At 64.3% G+C, this 15,694-nt stretch carries 10 protein-coding genes; all 10 read right to left on the reverse strand.

The annotated features are described in order from the left end of the window. Window positions 1-38: 38 nt before the first annotated feature. Window positions 39-1,412 carry a class I SAM-dependent methyltransferase gene (locus AO057_RS15660; RefSeq protein WP_057676822.1) on the reverse strand — a complete coding sequence of 458 codons (1,374 nt, stop codon included), beginning with the start codon at window positions 1,410-1,412 and terminating at the stop codon, window positions 39-41. 41 nt (window positions 1,413-1,453) lie between these two features. Next, window positions 1,454-1,864 (reverse strand): hypothetical protein, encoded by a 411-nt coding sequence (locus AO057_RS15665; protein ID WP_057676823.1) that lies wholly within the window; start codon window positions 1,862-1,864, stop codon window positions 1,454-1,456. A 24-nt stretch (window positions 1,865-1,888) separates the two neighbouring features. Next, window positions 1,889-3,052, reverse strand: coding sequence for a hypothetical protein (locus tag AO057_RS15670; RefSeq protein ID WP_156404582.1), 1,164 nt, complete (start codon window positions 3,050-3,052; stop codon window positions 1,889-1,891). A 52-nt stretch (window positions 3,053-3,104) separates the two neighbouring features. Continuing rightward, on the reverse strand, window positions 3,105-3,743 hold the full coding sequence (locus AO057_RS15675; RefSeq protein WP_156404583.1) for a hypothetical protein: 639 nt from the start codon (window positions 3,741-3,743) through the stop codon (window positions 3,105-3,107). Further along, window positions 3,740-5,395, reverse strand: a complete 1,656-nt coding sequence (locus AO057_RS15680; protein ID WP_057676826.1) for a tetratricopeptide repeat protein — start codon at window positions 5,393-5,395, stop codon at window positions 3,740-3,742. The genes AO057_RS15675 and AO057_RS15680 overlap by 4 nt, the downstream gene beginning before the upstream one ends. A gap of 4 nt (window positions 5,396-5,399) precedes the next feature. Beyond that, the gene (locus tag AO057_RS15685; RefSeq protein WP_082605592.1) at window positions 5,400-6,650 is read right to left on the reverse strand and encodes a TolC family protein; all 1,251 of its coding nucleotides are present in this window, start codon (window positions 6,648-6,650) and stop codon (window positions 5,400-5,402) included. 5 nt (window positions 6,651-6,655) lie between these two features. Further along, on the reverse strand, window positions 6,656-8,041 hold the full coding sequence (locus AO057_RS15690; RefSeq protein ID WP_057676828.1) for an HlyD family type I secretion periplasmic adaptor subunit: 1,386 nt from the start codon (window positions 8,039-8,041) through the stop codon (window positions 6,656-6,658). Window positions 8,042-8,068: 27 nt separating this feature from the next. Continuing rightward, complete coding sequence (locus AO057_RS15695) at window positions 8,069-9,922, reverse strand: type I secretion system permease/ATPase (protein WP_057676829.1); 1,854 nt, start codon at window positions 9,920-9,922, stop codon at window positions 8,069-8,071. 80 nt (window positions 9,923-10,002) lie between these two features. Then, complete coding sequence (locus tag AO057_RS15700) at window positions 10,003-14,511, reverse strand: beta strand repeat-containing protein (RefSeq protein WP_057676830.1); 4,509 nt, start codon at window positions 14,509-14,511, stop codon at window positions 10,003-10,005. Between the two features lie 428 nt (window positions 14,512-14,939). Further along, a complete protein-coding gene (locus tag AO057_RS15705) occupies window positions 14,940-15,626 on the reverse strand; it encodes a response regulator transcription factor (RefSeq protein WP_057676831.1) in 687 nt (228 codons plus the stop codon). Window positions 15,627-15,694: the final 68 nt, after the last annotated feature.

Raw genomic sequence — 15,694 nt, forward strand, 5'->3', positions numbered from 1 at the left:
CACAGGACAAACAATCGAACTTGCTCAAGCGGATCTGTTCAAGGATCGACGATGGCAACCTTGGGCCGCATGCGCGGCGACAACATGCCACTGGCCCACAGGGATATGCTGGGCGGGCGCACCTGCGAGCTGTTCCGCAGCTTTTCAAGAAGGTCCGTGGCCAGCGGAATCTCGACAACAAATCCCAACATGTCCAGCTCGGATCTGAGCTGCTCGCTGACATCCGGCCGACGACGACGGTTGATCTGCATCAGATCCAGTGACAAATCGTCATGCTCGACGCGAACCCCCTCGATCGGCTCACGATGTGCCCGGTCATAACCCCAGCCCACAATCACCATCCCGTTACCTGTCAGACGGAACTCGTCCACGTAACCGAGGATTTCCTTGTTTTCCGCCTGCAGCTGATGCGCGGGGACCCAGTCCCGGCTCTGGGCCGCCCTGGCATCGGGAGCCTCGATGGAGCGGACGCGCACAGGCGCCAGATTCCAGATGTCGACATCAAGGATCTGCCCGACGCGATTGAGAAAATGAGTACGGTAGCCATGGGGCATGCCACCTTCGATCAGGGCCAGCGGCGCCCCCTGGATGCTGGAGGCCACATAGGCAGCCAGATCGTCCACCAGATCCTTCCGGCATATCTCCAGGTAAAGCGGGCCCAGATCCACCAGGCTGATGCCGGCATCCGATGAATCGCCCGCGCCGAGCAGGCCGTGGCCGGAGGCGAAGTCCACCAGATGGTCATCCAGGTGGAGTATCCGGATCCGACGCTGGGATTCGGCCGCCATCAGACGCGCCAGATCGGACTTTCCCACGCCGCTGTCACCCAGACAGGCCAGGACGACCGGCTTGCGATGCCAGACATGGAATACAAACCGGGCGTTGGGGTCACCCGCCTGACGCACGCTGGGGCCCATCAGGCGATACGTGTATTTCCCCAGCACTTTCTGCATCATCGGCATGGTCGGGAAAAACCGCGTGTCGATGGCGCGCCGGGTCTCCACCCATTCCTCGCCCTGCCCCGGGGCGACCCCCACCTCCAGCACGAGAAGACCGCTGCTTTTGACCTTCCCCATCAACCTTTCGATCAGGTCCGCCTGGTCATCCGCATAGTGAAGCGCTGAAAGTGAGAGCACCACATCAAAATCCCCTTCCGGCAAGGTATCCCAGCCAACCGGAATGAAGGATGCTCCCGGGAAATTTCTTCTGGCAAGTTCGATGGCCGCCGGGTCCACGTCAATGCCGACAACCTTTTCCGCACCCGATTCAAGCGCCGCACCACAAAAAAATCCCGCGTTACAGCCCACATCCAGGAACGTTTTCCCTTTCATATCCGGAAGCTTGATGGCCTGGAGCTTTCCAAACGAGTCTGAATCACCCTTGACATCACTGAACGACTGGTATCCCATCATGAGTCCTCGCGTCTTGATTGGTCGAGTTCGATCTGAACGCCCTATATCGACACCGGAAGTCGACCTTCCTGGTAGCCGAACTCGAGATAATGCGAATGAGGTGACTCGATCGCCCCTGCTGCCAAGGCCTGCGCAACATCAGGGTATCGATTCAAGTACCAGTCGGGATCCACTGCCAGCTGGCTTGGCAGCCTCCCTTCAAAATAGCCAAACTCGATCCAGTGCTGCCTCGCACTGCGGATCTGGCCGTTCCTAATCGCGGTCACCACATCGGAATTGCCTGCCAGATACCAGTCTTCGTCGACATGGACCGAACGGGCCATCAGCTTCACCAGATGCACCAGTTCGTCGTAAGGCAGGCTGACCTGCACCTCCCCATGGACTGACTTGAACTGGAGGCTCTTCTTCACCACCGAAAACGGCGGGAAATAATCGATCTCTGTTGTCGGCATGGATGTTCACCCTCGTGGTCGTCTTCAGAACTTCACCTGGACCGGCGTGATGTCGCGCAGGTATCGCTTGCACCAGTCGGCACCGTGAAGCTGCTGCATGTAGACATTCCGGTAGTTGGCCCAGCATGTCGCCAGCCATAGCGACTTGCTGCTGATCGCAACATCCTTCATCTGTCGCAACAGTCGGAGATGCACGTTCAGTTTGGCTTCCTGCTGGTCACAGGTGAACTTGTGAGTCTTGTATTGCCCTTGCGCATGGCTCAGATAGACGCCAAACAGGCGTTCAACAATGAACGGCATATAACTGGCCCCGGCGTGCATGGCCTTGCGATCTGCTGCCGCTGAATAGATCATGGCTTTGGCGGTGGCTGACATGCTCCTTTCAGCTCTGGCGATCACGTCCGAAATGAAGGCGATATACCCTTGCCAGAATGCGGGCGTTGCAACGAAGTAGTTGGACGCGGCAAAGTGCGATGAGGGCACGAGCTGGGTGAAGGCGCTCTCATCCAGCCCGGCCGCCTGAAAAAAGTCCCGGCACAGGATCAGGAAATTGGGGTGAGAGGGTTCCCCCTGCAGCCACAGGTTGTGGTACACCGCCTCCAGTTCCGGAAAAGGATTGCAGTAGTACACGTCATGGCCCGGATGGGCGGCGATGATCTGCAGCAGTTGCTCACCGCTCAGCCCCGTCTTCTCCTTGAACTTCCAGGACAGGGCGCCCCATAAGCCGGCACCTCTGAGCAGCTCGGAGTGCATGAGCTTGCGAAAGACGTTGAATTCCAGCAGCGGGCTGTTGTCGCCCTCGTTGTTGTAGGGCTCGAAAGCCGGCTCCAGATACTGCCGCTGTTCGGGTCGGTAATAGATCTGGAAGATGCGAACCTTGTCCTGCACCGGCTCAGGTGTCGGGACTCTTTTCCCGCTCCTGGCCGGCACCCTGGCTGGCGCTGGCGACGCCACCAGTTTGAGCATGGGCTGCGCCTGCGCTTTTCTTTTGGCGGCCGGTGTCGCTTTGCGTGTTGCCGGTTTGGCGGCCGCCTTCACAAGCGGCGCAGCAGCGCGTGCCTGCTTGACCAGCGTCGCACCTTGGGCAACGGTCCGTGGCTTGGCGTGCGCGGAAGCCCTGCTGGCGGTTTTGCCAGCAGCCCTGGCCGGCACCTTGACGGCCGTACGTGCTGTCTTGCGGGTATTCATACGTGCTTCACTTTTCCTTGCGTGTCCCGTTTCCTTTGGTGAGATCTCTTGCTCACGCCACCCTGTGCAGCAGCTCCGCCGACTGCACCCGCCCCTCAAATCCCGTGGCCACCCTGCGCTGGTACAGCGCGCGGTCCTGCGCGTCCACGCAAGCGTTGTCCTTGGCCCAGTCCACCTCCACCAGCAGGCTGCGTGGATCGTGGATGTAGGCCCCCTGACTCATGGCCAGCAACGACAGCTCGACGTCCGCGTAATGGCGCCGGTAACCTGGGTGGAAAAAATTCCCGCCGGTGTAGTTGCGGCCGGCCCAGGCCCGCTCGGCCAGGCCGAAACCGGCAAAGGCACCGTGCCATTTGCCGTCATTGAAAGCAAAGAGATGCTTGCCGGGGTGCTTGAGTGCATCGAGCGCCAGCGCCAGCCACTGCCGGCCGGCGAAGGCGTCTTGCGCCACATAACCGAAGTAGCGACCGTGCGTGCCCCTGAACACCAGGTTCACGATGCGGATGAAACCCCAGCCTTCGAGGTCTTCCACCAGCAGCACATGCCCCGGGGCACCGGCGCGCTGTGCCATGAGGGTGGCAGCGCGGCGCGCCATGGGGATGTCGGTGGAGGGCATGACCAGCAGGACCTCGGCCTGCAGGTCGCTGCAGTCTTCCAGATCCTGCGTGCTCACCCGCTGGACGCTCATCATGCCGTGAGCCCTTTCAAGGAGCCGTACCGGAACAACTGGGCCAGCGCCTGGGCCAGCGCGACATGGTTGGCGCGCGGGCAGTCGACGGGTACCAGCGACCGGCGCACCGCACCGGGTTTGATGGGTCGAGCCCGCTTGCGGCGTTCGCCCGGCGAGCGCAGGAAATTCACATGCGCATGGGTGTGGCGTTCGCAGAAAAGCGTGCCAGCTTCACTGCTGCAGCGCACGCCCAGGCTCAGCGCCTCCATCGTGGTGAGGCCCCCGGTATAGGGATGGGTATCCAGCATCTCGCTCAGGCCCGCCACTGCCGCCAGGTAGGCCTGGTGGCTGTCCGGCAGGATGAATTTCAGCTGGACCTGGTGACCCAGCGTCGCCATCGCCGGTTGCAAGGCGGCGCGTATGCGTGCCAGCAATTGCGGGTGGTGGTAGCGCTTGTCGATGAAATGCAATTCAAGAGGCAGGCCACCCTGGGCACGCTCGCGCAAGGTGTGCAGCAGGCCGCTCAGAAAGGGCTGCGACACCTTGACCGGGTTGGCGATGATGCCCAGCACATGGGCATGTTCCGGGGCCGGTTGTGGCGCCGGCAGGTAGGACGGCGGCGTATAGGAGATGTAGCCCTGCGGCAGACGCAGCAGCGGCTCGGTGAACCAGCGTTCGTAACCGGCCGGGGTCTGCTCGGCGTCGGTGATGAAACCGTCGAAGGCGCGCAGCCCGGTGGTGAGGGATTGCCCGCCCACCCATTTGTACATGCGCTTGGCGGGCTTGGTGGAGATGGCCTTCAGGCCGATCGGATCCATCCAGCCCCCCAGGTCCAGCAGCACGTCCAGCGCGTGCTGGCGCACGAAGTCGTCCAGGGCCTCGGCGGTGAGGTCGGGCACGTCAAACCACTTCGCGGCCAGTCCGCGCAACTCCTGGGTGGCCCAGTCACTGCGGCGACCGCGATTGAAGAAGTAAAAGTCGAAATCTGCCGACAGCAAGCTGAATGCGCCGCTGCAGAAGAAATAGACCGGCGAGCAACTGAACAGGGGCGAGAGCAGCCCCACGCGCTTGCGCACGCGGTGCGCGCGCGCAGCAGGCGGCGTGGTGCCGAAGAGCTTGCTGGCCATGCCGCGCTCCAGGTGGGCGCGCGCAAAGGCGACGGCACGGTCATTCACGGCCTGCGCGCTTTCGGCCGCTTCATCCCGGTCGTACAGGCTGGCCATCAGATCGGTCAGCTGCGCGTCCACCGCATGCGCCGGGCTGGCCAGCCAGGGCTGCACCAGTTCGTGTGCACGGCGGGCGTTGCATTCCTCATGCAAGGCGATCGTGGCGAGCTCCAGCGCCAGCTCGCCGCGCTCGGGGTGGGCGTGTTGTTGCCCTTCCAGCAGCCGGGCTGCTTCGACGGCTTGCCCCTGCGCGGTCAGCGCCCGCGCTTTCACCACCGCGGCCTGCCACAGGCCGGGCTGGTGCGCCAGCGCCAGATCGGCCTGGGCCAGGGCCTCGGTCAGCTCACCCGCCCCCAGCAGGCAGAGTGCCAGGTTGTGGTGCAAGGCGGCATGGCCCGCCAGCTGTTCCTGCAACTGGCGATAGAGCTCGATCGCCTCGCGCCATTGCTGGGCGTTGCGCTTCTGGTCGGCCAGACGGAGGGTGGTCTGCAGGTCTATCACGTCCATAAGCTCACCTGGTAGGAAAAAGAATGGCCTGCGTGCTGGCGATCGCCTGGTCGGCCGGGATGGCCGCCTGCAGCAGCAGGTTGAGGTAGTTCTCTGCCAGCGTCAGCACGGCGTTCACGTAGTCCTGCTGAACCTGGTACAGGATCTGGATGCTGCTGAGCACGTCGATCTGCGAGCGAACGCCGCCGCGAAAGCTTTTCTCGTTGGCTTCCACGCTGAGTTCGGCCGAGTTGATGGCCTCCAGCCGGATGGCCACCTCGCTGCGCCCGGCGTTCACCAGCGCCCACAGGCGCTGTACTTCCAGCCGCGTGCGCAGCTCGGCATCGCGCGTTTGCTCCTGTGTCTTGAGCGCATTGGCGGCAGCCCCCTTCATCTGATAGAAGCTGCCGGCCTGCAGCGGCAGGCTCACCGAGATGCCCGAGTAGTTGGTCGTGACATGGTTGGAGGTGGTGTTCATCCACACGGCCGACAGCGTGGGCAGCCAGGCACTGTCGGCGCGCGTCACGGCCAGCTCGCCGATGCGCTGGTTCTGCTGCGCCACCACCAGTTGCGGGTTGGCCTGCACGCCGCTGGCGATGTACTCGTCGAGGGATTGGAGCGCCACGGCGCGCTCCATGCGCGGCACACTGAGCAGGAGCGAAGCGACCGGCGCGCCGGTGATGGCCGTCAGTTGCCGCTGCGCGGCACCGGTCTGCGCCTCCAGCGTCAGCGTATCGGCACGCGCCTGGTCGAGCCGCACCCGGGCATCGCGCACGTCGGTCACGGTGCCCTGCCCCAGTTCGAAGGCCCGCTGGGCCGACTGGGACTGCTTCTCCAGCGCGTCGATCTTGGCCTTGTTCAGACGAAGACCTTCATTGGCGCGCAGCAGCTCGGCCACGGCCTTGACCAGACGCTGGCTCAGGTCCTGCTCGCGAAGCTGGAAGGTGGCGCTGGCCAGTTGCTCGCGCGGCTCACGCTCCTGCAGCGTCGCATAGCGTTCGGCGCTGATGACCGGCTGGGTCAGGGTATAGGTCTGGCGCGTGTTGGCCTCGGTCTCCAGTTGGGTGTAGCTGCCCTGGAGCTGCGGATAGTAGGCCGAGCCGGCCACCTGCGAGGCCGCCAGGTTGGCGTCGCGCTCGGAACGGGCGGCCTGGAACAGCGGGTCGAACTTGCGGGCCTGCTCAAAGGCGTCGATCAAGGCATCGGACGCCTGGACGGCCTGACCAAATGCTACTAATAATATAGCAAAAAAGGTTCGCGACATGAGGATCAACATGCGGCTCAGTCCTTGAAAGAACGGGCAAAGCGGTCGGACAGGGGCTTGATCAGGTAGCTGAAGAAGCTGCGCTCGCCGGTCTTGACGATCACCTCCACCGGCATACCGGGCTGTACCACCTTGTCGCCCAGCAGCTTCACGCCTTCGGTGGTGCTCTCCACCTGGGCCAGGTAGTAGTCGCCCTGCTGCGGGTTGGTGCCGGGAATCTTGTCGGCCCCCACCAGGATGACCTTGCCCGGGATCACCGGCGTGGTGTTGAGGTTGAAGGCCGAGAAGCGCATGTCGGCCGGCAGCCCCGCGTGCACCTTGTCGATGGACTGGGGCGGCACCTGTGCCTCCACGATCAGGCGCCCCTCGCGCGGGACGATTTCCATCAGCACCTGGCCGCTCTGGATGACACCGCCCACGGTGTTGACCTTCAGGCCCACCACGGCGCCCCCTACCGGGGCCTTGATCTCGGCCAGGCTGAGGTCGAACTGCAGCGCGTCGATCTTGCCCTTGCCGGTCTTGCGGTTCTTCTGCACCTCGGCCAACTGGGTGTCGGCATCCTTGCGGTAGCTCGCCTGGTGCTGCGTGAGCTGCAGTCGGGTGGACGCCATGCTGGACTGCACCTTGGCAATCTCGGACGTGACGTTGGACAGGCTGGAGAGCATCTCGGAGCGGGTGCGCTCGACCTCGTTGGCCTTGCTGCGCGGGATGAAACCCTGGTTGGCCAGCTCACGGTTGCTGCTGGCCTCCTCGTTCAGCACGCCGAGCTGCTCCTTGCGAAAGCTCAGCACGTTGTGCAACTCGCGCAGCTGCGCCTGCAGGCCCAGCAGCTGCTCCTGGTAGATGCGCTGCTGGTCACCGTATTCGCTGCGGCGCGACTGGAACAGCTTGGTCTGCAGGCCCTTGGCCTCCTCGACCCGCGGGTCGCTGCCGTAGGCCTGCAACTCGGGCAGCCAGCGGATGCCGCCGGTGCCCTCGCGCTCGGCCTGCAGACGCGACTCGGTGGCCAGGGCATTGATGTAGTCCATCTCCACGCCGGAGAGGTTGGCCTCGGTCGTCAGCGGATTGACCTTGAGCAGCACGTCGCCCTGCGCGACGACATCGCCTTCGCGCACACGAAGCTCGGTCACGACGCCACCGGCCGGGTGCTGCACCGCCTTGCGGTTGCCCATCACCACCACGGTACCGCTCACGCTCACGCCGGCGTCCAGCGGCGCAAACAATGCCCAGCCCATGAACAGCACGAAGCTGACCAGCGCGATGCGGGTGAGAACGCGCTTGCTCTGCGCCTCTTCCAGACGGATGGGCCTGACCCCGTCACGCTCCAGCCGGTCGGGGTCGTAGGGGTTGAGCTGGTCCAGCCAGGCGGCGAACCTGCTTTTGCTGCTGGTCGGTGCGCTCATCGTTTTGTCCCGTCTCAGCCTGCTACTTCAGCTGGCGCTCGCCGAGCTGGCGGTTGTCGGGCTGACGGATGTGGTGTCGGCTGCGGCGTCTGTTGCCGCGGGGGCTGCGGCGTCTGTTGCCGCGGGGGCTGCGGCCGGCGCACTCGCCTCGCCGGCTGTCGGGCCCGGCGCCGCGGCCTGCCTGGCCGCCGCCAGCATGGCGGCCACCGGGCCATAACCGACCTGCTTGCCATTGGAGAGCACGAGCAGCTTGTCGGCCGCTGACAGCAGGTTGGGCCGGTGGGTGGTGAAGATCACCGTGGAGCCGTTGTTCTTGAGCGCGCGGATGAGCATGATGAGGCCGCGTTCGCTGACGTCGTCCAGCGCGGCATTGGGTTCGTCCATCACGATGTAGCGGGGTGTGCCGTAGAGAGCGCGCGCAATCGCCAGGCGCTGGCGCTGGCCGCCGGTGAGCACGTGGCCGGTCTCCCCCAGCTGCGTTTCGTAGCCGTTGGGAAAGGACAGGATGGTGTAGTGCATGTCGGCCAGCTTGGCCGCCATGACGACCTTCTCGTCGTCCACTTCGCCCAGCCGGGCAATGTTTTCGGCCACGGAGCCTTCGAAGAAGCTGATGTCCTGCGGCACATAACCGACGTGCTGGCCCAGGTCGTCACGCACCCAGTCGGCCACGTTGGCGCCGTCGAGCCGCACCGAACCGGCCACCGGGCGCCAGATGCCCACCAGCAGCCGCACCAGCGAGGACTTGCCGGCCGCGCTGGGCCCCACGATGGCGGTCACCTCGCCCGGCATCATGGTGAAGCTGACGTTGTCGATCACCGGCTTCCTGGCGCCCGTGGGTAGCGCCACCGCATGCTCCACCAGCAGCCTGCCCTTGGGGGGCGGCAGTGAAAGCCTGTCCTGGTGGATGTCATCTTCCACCAGCAGTTGCTCCAGCCGCTCGAAGGACTGGCGCGCGGCAACGATCTCGCTCCAGCTGCCCAGCAGCTTCTGGATCGGCGCCACCGCCTTGGAAATCAGGAAGGTTGCGGCCAGGACCATGCCGCCGGTGATCAGCCCCTCGATGGCCAGGTAGACGCCCAGCGCCATCTGCAGGGAGGGAAAGGCGTGCTGGAAAAAGCTGCTGGCGCCGCCCATCGTGCCGGCCGCTTCGCTGGCATGGGCCTGCATGCCGAGGTAGGCCTGGTGGCGCTGGTACCAGCGGCGGCGCAGCTGGGTCTGCATGCCCAGCGCCAGCGCGCTCTCGGCATGCTGCAGGCTTTGCGCAGCAATGCGGTTGGACTCGGCTTTGGCATCGTTGGCCTCGCGCAGCACCGGCGTGGTGACCCGCTGCGTCATGTAGCTGATCACCACGAGGATGGCCGAGGCGATCAGGATGAACACCGCCAGATAGGGGTGGAAGAAGGCGCCGACGATGACGAACAGCAGCGCGAACGGGGCGCTCATCAGCGCCAGGACGGCGTGGCCGGTAAGGAACTGCCGCACCTGCAACAGGTCACCCAGCACCTGGTGCACGTCCACCTTCTTGCGGCCGACGTAACGGCGGAAAGCGGCATCGAAGGTGGCAGCGGCCAAGTCCCAGTCCACCCGCATGGAGATGCGTATCATCAGCCGCGTGCGGATCCACTCCAGCGCCGACCAGAACACATACAGGCCGAGGATGAGCACCGTGAGCGAGACGAGGGTGACGTGGCTGCGGCTGTTGAGCACCCGGTCGTACATGTTCATCATGTACAGGATGGGGCTGATCGACAGGACCTCGATCATGAAGGTGAGCAGCCCCGTGAGCCAGAAGGACTGGCGGCACTGGTGCAGCACCTCGCGCAGCGGGTTGCTCTGGTCATGAGCCGTCTTGAAGGGCGCGCCGAATGCCTTGTCAAGCATAGGCCCGCCCCGCTATCGCGCCGCCGCCGGCGACGGCATGACACCCTCGCCGGCCATGGCCATCGGCCCCAGGCGCCCGCTCAGCTCGGTTTGATGCTGTGGTTGTTTTCATCCCTGATCTCGTCAATACCCAGGAGTTGCAGCTTGGCGGTCAGCGTGGTGTCGAGCGTGAAGCCGGACAGATCGCCCGTCACACGCAACTCCACCGTATCCGCCGACTCGAACAAAGTGGTGGAAGAACTGGTTCCCACACCTTGTGCCTGGAAGGTATTGACTAGACCGTCGAGCAACGACTGGAGCTCCGTCGTGCTGCTGTAGCTGAGGCCCGCATTGAGCGTCAGGTTGATGCCGCCCGTCTGCACGTGGTCGGCACCGATGTTGGCCAGTTGGGCCAGGGTCACATCCAGCGTGCCGTCGGCATTGGCGTTGGTCACCGAGACCTCGGCGCCAGCGGCGGCAGTGATCAGACCGGCATCCAGCAGCGGCTTGAGGTCGCTGTCGGAGACGGAGAAGTGGGTGACGGCGTCGATGTTGATGTCGATGACACCCGCGGCCTGCAATGCAGAGACCAAGTCATTGCCTGACAGCAGGTGCAACGAATCCGCGCTGGCGTCGGCCGCATCCAGCACCATGCCCAGGGTGACTTCGGACAGTATCGAATTGGCCACGCCGAGTCTGATGCCGTCCTGCGTTCCGGGCGTGTCGAAGGCTGCCTGCAGCGCAGCATCCAGGATGCCGTCGCCGGCCAGGCCCGCGGTGGTGCCCAGCGTGGCGTTCAGCACGACGGCCAGCTGGTCGATGTTCGGATCGTTCTTGTCGCCCGCGTTCAGGAAGTCGATCATCTGGTTCAGGCTGCTGTCCTGCACCACCACCTGCACCTGGTCGACGTCATCAAACACCGGCAGGGTGTTGGAACTGAGGCCGGAACCGAAGTTGACCACCAGGGTGTCCTGGCCTGCGTCGGTATGGACATAGTCCACGCCCAGACGCTGCAGGTCACTCAGGCTGGTGTTCAGGTGTGTACCGGCGGCGTGGCTTTGCGCCAGCGCCACATCGGTGTCCAGGGCGGCGAAATGCAGGCCGGCCTGGACCAGCGACGAGGCCTGCGCATCCGTGAGGCTGATGCTGTTGTCGACCACGTCGAGCACATCCAGGTCGCCACGGTAGGTACCCGGCGTGCCGATCTCGGCCACCAGGTTGGTGATGGCCACACCCTCGTTGGCCTGCGCGATCTGCATCGTGACGCTGTCGGCCGGATTGAGTTGCAGGCCTGCGCCGTGAATGGCCTCGATCCGCGTCGAATCCAGCGCGAGGGTGTTGTCGCTCGCCGACAGCACGTCGATACCATGTGTCGCGATTGCTGTCAGCTGGGTGCCGCTCAGGCCGTCGAGCGCGGCATCGGACATTTCCAGGCCCACCATCACGCCCGACGGGGCCGAGATCGTGGGCAACTGTGCCAGGTCGGCGGCACTGCCGGCCTGGATGTCGACCACACCCGTGGTCGCGCCCGTGATGTTGAGTATGTCGACACCGAGTTGCTGCAGGCCGGTCAGACTGGTCTGCAGGTGGGTGCCCACGCCCGGCCCCTGCCCGGCGACATTGGCGTCCAGCGTGACGGCATCGGCCGCGGCAAACTGCAGTCCCGCCCCTACCAAGGCCGCGGCCTGGGCATCGCTGATGCTGATGGCGCCATCCAGCGCATCCAGGATGTCGAGATCGCCGTCATAGGCGGCCGCGCCCGTCGCACCCAGGGAGGCGACCAGATTGCTGATGGCCACGCCCTCGTTGGCAGTGGCGATCTGCATCGTGATGGTATCGGCCGCATCAAAGCTCAGGCCGCCGTTGCGGATGGCCTCGCTCTGGGCAGACCCGACACTGAGCGTGCCATCGGCCGCCATGAGCACGTCGACACCCGAAGCCAGCAGATTGGCGGCCTGAGCGGCCGTGGTCGGCGCGTTCTGCAGGCTGTCGGCCAGTTCCAGACCGACGGTCACGCCCGGATCGGCGGTGATGGTGGGCAGGTGGGCATAGTCCACCGCGCCGGTACCGGCCGGAATGACGAACTCACCGCCCGCCCCGATCACGGTGATGGCGTCCACACCCAGGTGTTGCAGGCCGGACATGCTGGTTGTCAGATGGGTGCCGGCGGCCTGCTGCACGGTGACGGCATCATCCGTGGCGAACTCCAGGCCAGCCTGAACCAGAAGCGCCGCCTCGGTACTGTTCAGGGTCGTCGCGTTGTCCGCCAGATCCAGCCCCGTCAGGTAATGGTCGACATTGCCCTGCGCGATCAGCGTGTGGACTGCCGTGGTCTCTGCTGCACCTGTGGGGATGGTCAGCGGCGTGCCGAGGCCAACAGTGATGTTGGAGCTGCTGACGGTCGCTGCGCCGGCATTGCCGGCCACATCGACCTGCCGCACCTGCACCGCGCCTGCCAGATAGAGCGCACTGCCCGGCAGCGTGAAGCTGCTGCCGCTGCCATGGGTCCAGTGGCTGCCGCCGTCCGTGCTGTATTGGAAACTGGCGCCCGACTCCAGGCCGGTGACATTGACCGTACCGTTGTTGGTGATGCCATCGGTGCTCGACACACCGCTGTCCTGCGCCAAGGCAAAGCCCGGCGCCGCAACGGGCGCCATCGTGTCGATGGTGAGATTGAAGGCGGTGGATACCGTCGACGTCTTGCTGGTCGAATCGGTGATCTTTGCCGTCAGGCTGTGCGGCAGTGCGCTGTTCGCAGCAAGACCCGCGACCGGGATGTCGACATAGCCGTTGGCGATGTTCGTCGCGCTCAGCACGACACTGGCAGCCGCCGAGGCACTGCCGCCGACATGAATGCTCACCGTGTTGCCGGCCACCGCGGCCGTGCCATCGGTGGCCGTGACGTTCAGACTCACACGCACGCCGGGCGTGGTGGCGTTGGTGACGCCATCCCCCTGGGCTCCGCTGTCGGAGGCCGGTGCCAATGCCACAGCGCTTGGCGCGGCGGGGGTGATGGTATCGAGCAGGTTGGCCTGGGCCTGGGAAACGCCACCGAGATCGGTAGCGTTCGCAATATTGGTCGCTGCGGTGCTGACGGTGCTCGTGTTGACGGTGGTAACGGTGCCGTAGACGTTGCCAAGCGTTGTGGTGTTCGTCAGGTCTACCGTCGTGCTGCCTGTGTTCGCGGTTTCGATCTGGTTGACCAGATTGGCGATGACGTTGTTGACGACCGTGGTCGTGCTGACGCCCGTGGCGGGATTGGCAACCGCGGCCTGCACGACAGTGGCAACCGTGGCCGCGGCCTGCTGCACGGCCAGCGCCGTGGCGTCTGCACCGCCCGCCAGGATGGCCAGCGGATCATAAGAAGTCAGGTTGACGCTGGTCGGCAGGCCCAATGCGGACGTGACGGCGCTGTTCGCGGCCGCGACCGTTCCGCCGTTCTGCTCGACGTAGGTCTGCACCAGCGTGGTCAGCGGCGTGACCATTGCCGAGCCCGCCGGCGCCTTCATCACCATCGTGTTGGGAATGCCGGTGTCGATGTTGACGCCGCCCACCGCGAGGATGGGGCCGTTCGCGCTATCGGGCAGGAAGAAGTTGCCGTTGGCGTCGGTCACCACGCCGTCGAGGCGTTCGCCAGTCTCGGCCACGCCGTTGCGATTGGTGTCGATGTAGATCTGGGCACCGCGCACATAACCGTCGGCCACAATGCCCGTCGAGATGACAACGCTGGCCGCGTCGTTGCCCACCAGATCCTGGATCGAATTGGCATCATTGCCTGCACTTGGATCGGTATAGGTGACCTGCAGAAGACGGCCGGCCGCCAGCGGTGTGCCCTGCAAGCTGAGGGTCACCGTCGAGCCGCTCACCTCCACATTGGTGATGGTGGCCGTCGTCCATGGATCACCGGCTGTCGGCCGCGTTTGTACCTGGAAGCTGGTCAACAGAGGCTGTCCCGTAGCACTCAGCGCCTCGCTGTAGGTGAGCGTGATCTTCTGATTGACGATCGAAGTCGAGGTGCTGACATACACGGGCGTGGTCGTGTCCGCCGGCGCACTCTTCGGCCCAGGCTCGTCGATGATGTCCGCCGCAGTGACGAACGCCCCGCCGGCCACCAAAGGACCGAGCGCCACCAGCGGACCCGCACCGGGCGGTGGCAAGGCCTCGATATCGACCGCTACCTCCTCGGCACCGGCAGCACCACCCTCGCCCGCCCCCGTCCTGGCCTTGCCATCCCCGGCACTGTCCCCACCTGTGACTTCGGCTGGCCCGGCCTGGGCGACGACGACGTCATCACCAGACCAATCGCCCTCCTGCAGCGCCTCGAGCGCCTTGTGCAGGCGCAGGATTTCTTCGCGGTCCAGGTAACCGGACTCTTCGAGCGCAGTGATTTCCTCGGCCAGGACAAGCAGGTCGATCTCGCTACCGCGACCACCCGTTACCTCGAAGGCCTGCTCGCCGAACAGCTGGTCTGAAATTTCCGGATAGCTGTTGCGGATGACATCCACCACAGCCAAGAGCTCGCCCCGCTGGACGTCCAGGCGGGCAGAGAGTTCCGCAAGTTGCTGGGCACTGAGTTCGCCACTGTCGGCGCGCGCCAACTCGTGCACCATGGACAGAAGAAAGAGCAACCCCAAGCCGCTGGGCGCACGGGCCGGTCCGAGCACGGCTCTGTATCGGCTCAGAACGGTCTCTTTCCTCCCCCGAGATTGGTTGTCGTTATACATCTCGCTCTATCTCAATGTCAGTCGATGTCAGCGCTTGCCGCTAGTCCTTCATCCGTTCACCTTGTGTTCTTTTCTTGTGTATTGACTGCAGAATTTCCGGCTTACCCCGGGGGGTTCCGCGTCATCTCAACGTTTTTCGTTACGCATGTAACTGTATGTACCAGTCACCCTGGGCGCACGGTAGGAAACGCCTTTTCTGGATAGCTCAAACATCCTGTTATCAGAACAAATAAATAGGACATATGACCCATTTATGGATGCGCGATATCAGGACAAAAGCCGGGTTGAATCCCGGCAAAGCAAGCCCGGCCGGGCTATTCGAGGGTGCTGGATTCGGGCAGGACGCTGCTCACATTGAGGCGGCTGCGATGGGAATGGGCAAAGGTGAAGAGATCAAAGCGGTGCTTGATCTGCAACTTGCCGAAAATCGAAGTGAGGTGGTTGCGCAAGGTGTGCTCGCTCACGCAGAGCACCTCGGCAATCTGCTTGTTTTGAGCTCCCGGCATGGTGGCGAAAACGGCGACGATGCGATGTTCCTTTCGCGTCAGGCTCTCTATCTTCTGCAAGGCCACGTCGACCGGCGCCCTGCCGCCAGCGCGCGCGAACTCATAGAAGATGCGGCTGGTGGTACGACGGTCCAGCCACAGTTCCCCCTCGTGCACCTTGCGGATCGCGTTGAGCAGGACCTGCGGCGCCGCCTCCTTGTGCACCAAGCCACGCGCTCCATTGAACACCGCGCGGTCGATGGTGCCCAGGTCGCGCTGGCTGGTGTAGATCACCACGCGAGTACGGCCATCCTTGACGACGACAGGCACCAGCTCGGCGCCCTTGCCCCCGCCAAGGCTGAGATCCAGCAACAGGATGTCAGGTTGAAGCTCGCGCGCCAGGCGGCGCGCATCGCTACTGTTATCGGCCTTGCCGACCACCTGCATGCGCGGCTTCTCGGCGTCGATGAGTTTTTCCAGAGCCCATAGCACGATGGGCTGCTCGTCGACCAGCATGACGCGTATAGCGGCTGTAGGCGCAGTCATCTTTTTGCATACCCCCCTTTTCCATGTAACAGAATGTT

Source organism: Curvibacter sp. PAE-UM (assembly GCF_001432305.1).
GTDB lineage: Bacteria > Pseudomonadota > Gammaproteobacteria > Burkholderiales > Burkholderiaceae_C > Hylemonella.

What these genes read in the sequence shown, in the direction of transcription:
- AO057_RS15660 (WP_057676822.1), bottom strand. Translation starts at nt 1,412, where the DNA reads ATGATGGGATACCAGTCGTTCAGTGATGTCAAGGGTGATTCAGACTCG.
- AO057_RS15665 (WP_057676823.1), bottom strand. Translation starts at nt 1,864, where the DNA reads ATGCCGACAACAGAGATCGATTATTTCCCGCCGTTTTCGGTGGTGAAG.
- AO057_RS15670 (WP_156404582.1), bottom strand. Translation starts at nt 3,052, where the DNA reads ATGAATACCCGCAAGACAGCACGTACGGCCGTCAAGGTGCCGGCCAGG.
- AO057_RS15675 (WP_156404583.1), bottom strand. Translation starts at nt 3,743, where the DNA reads ATGATGAGCGTCCAGCGGGTGAGCACGCAGGATCTGGAAGACTGCAGC.
- AO057_RS15680 (WP_057676826.1), bottom strand. Translation starts at nt 5,395, where the DNA reads ATGGACGTGATAGACCTGCAGACCACCCTCCGTCTGGCCGACCAGAAG.
- AO057_RS15685 (WP_082605592.1), bottom strand. Translation starts at nt 6,650, where the DNA reads ATGTTGATCCTCATGTCGCGAACCTTTTTTGCTATATTATTAGTAGCA.
- AO057_RS15690 (WP_057676828.1), bottom strand. Translation starts at nt 8,041, where the DNA reads ATGAGCGCACCGACCAGCAGCAAAAGCAGGTTCGCCGCCTGGCTGGAC.
- AO057_RS15695 (WP_057676829.1), bottom strand. Translation starts at nt 9,922, where the DNA reads ATGCTTGACAAGGCATTCGGCGCGCCCTTCAAGACGGCTCATGACCAG.
- AO057_RS15700 (WP_057676830.1), bottom strand. Translation starts at nt 14,511, where the DNA reads ATGGTGCACGAGTTGGCGCGCGCCGACAGTGGCGAACTCAGTGCCCAG.
- AO057_RS15705 (WP_057676831.1), bottom strand. Translation starts at nt 15,626, where the DNA reads ATGCTGGTCGACGAGCAGCCCATCGTGCTATGGGCTCTGGAAAAACTC.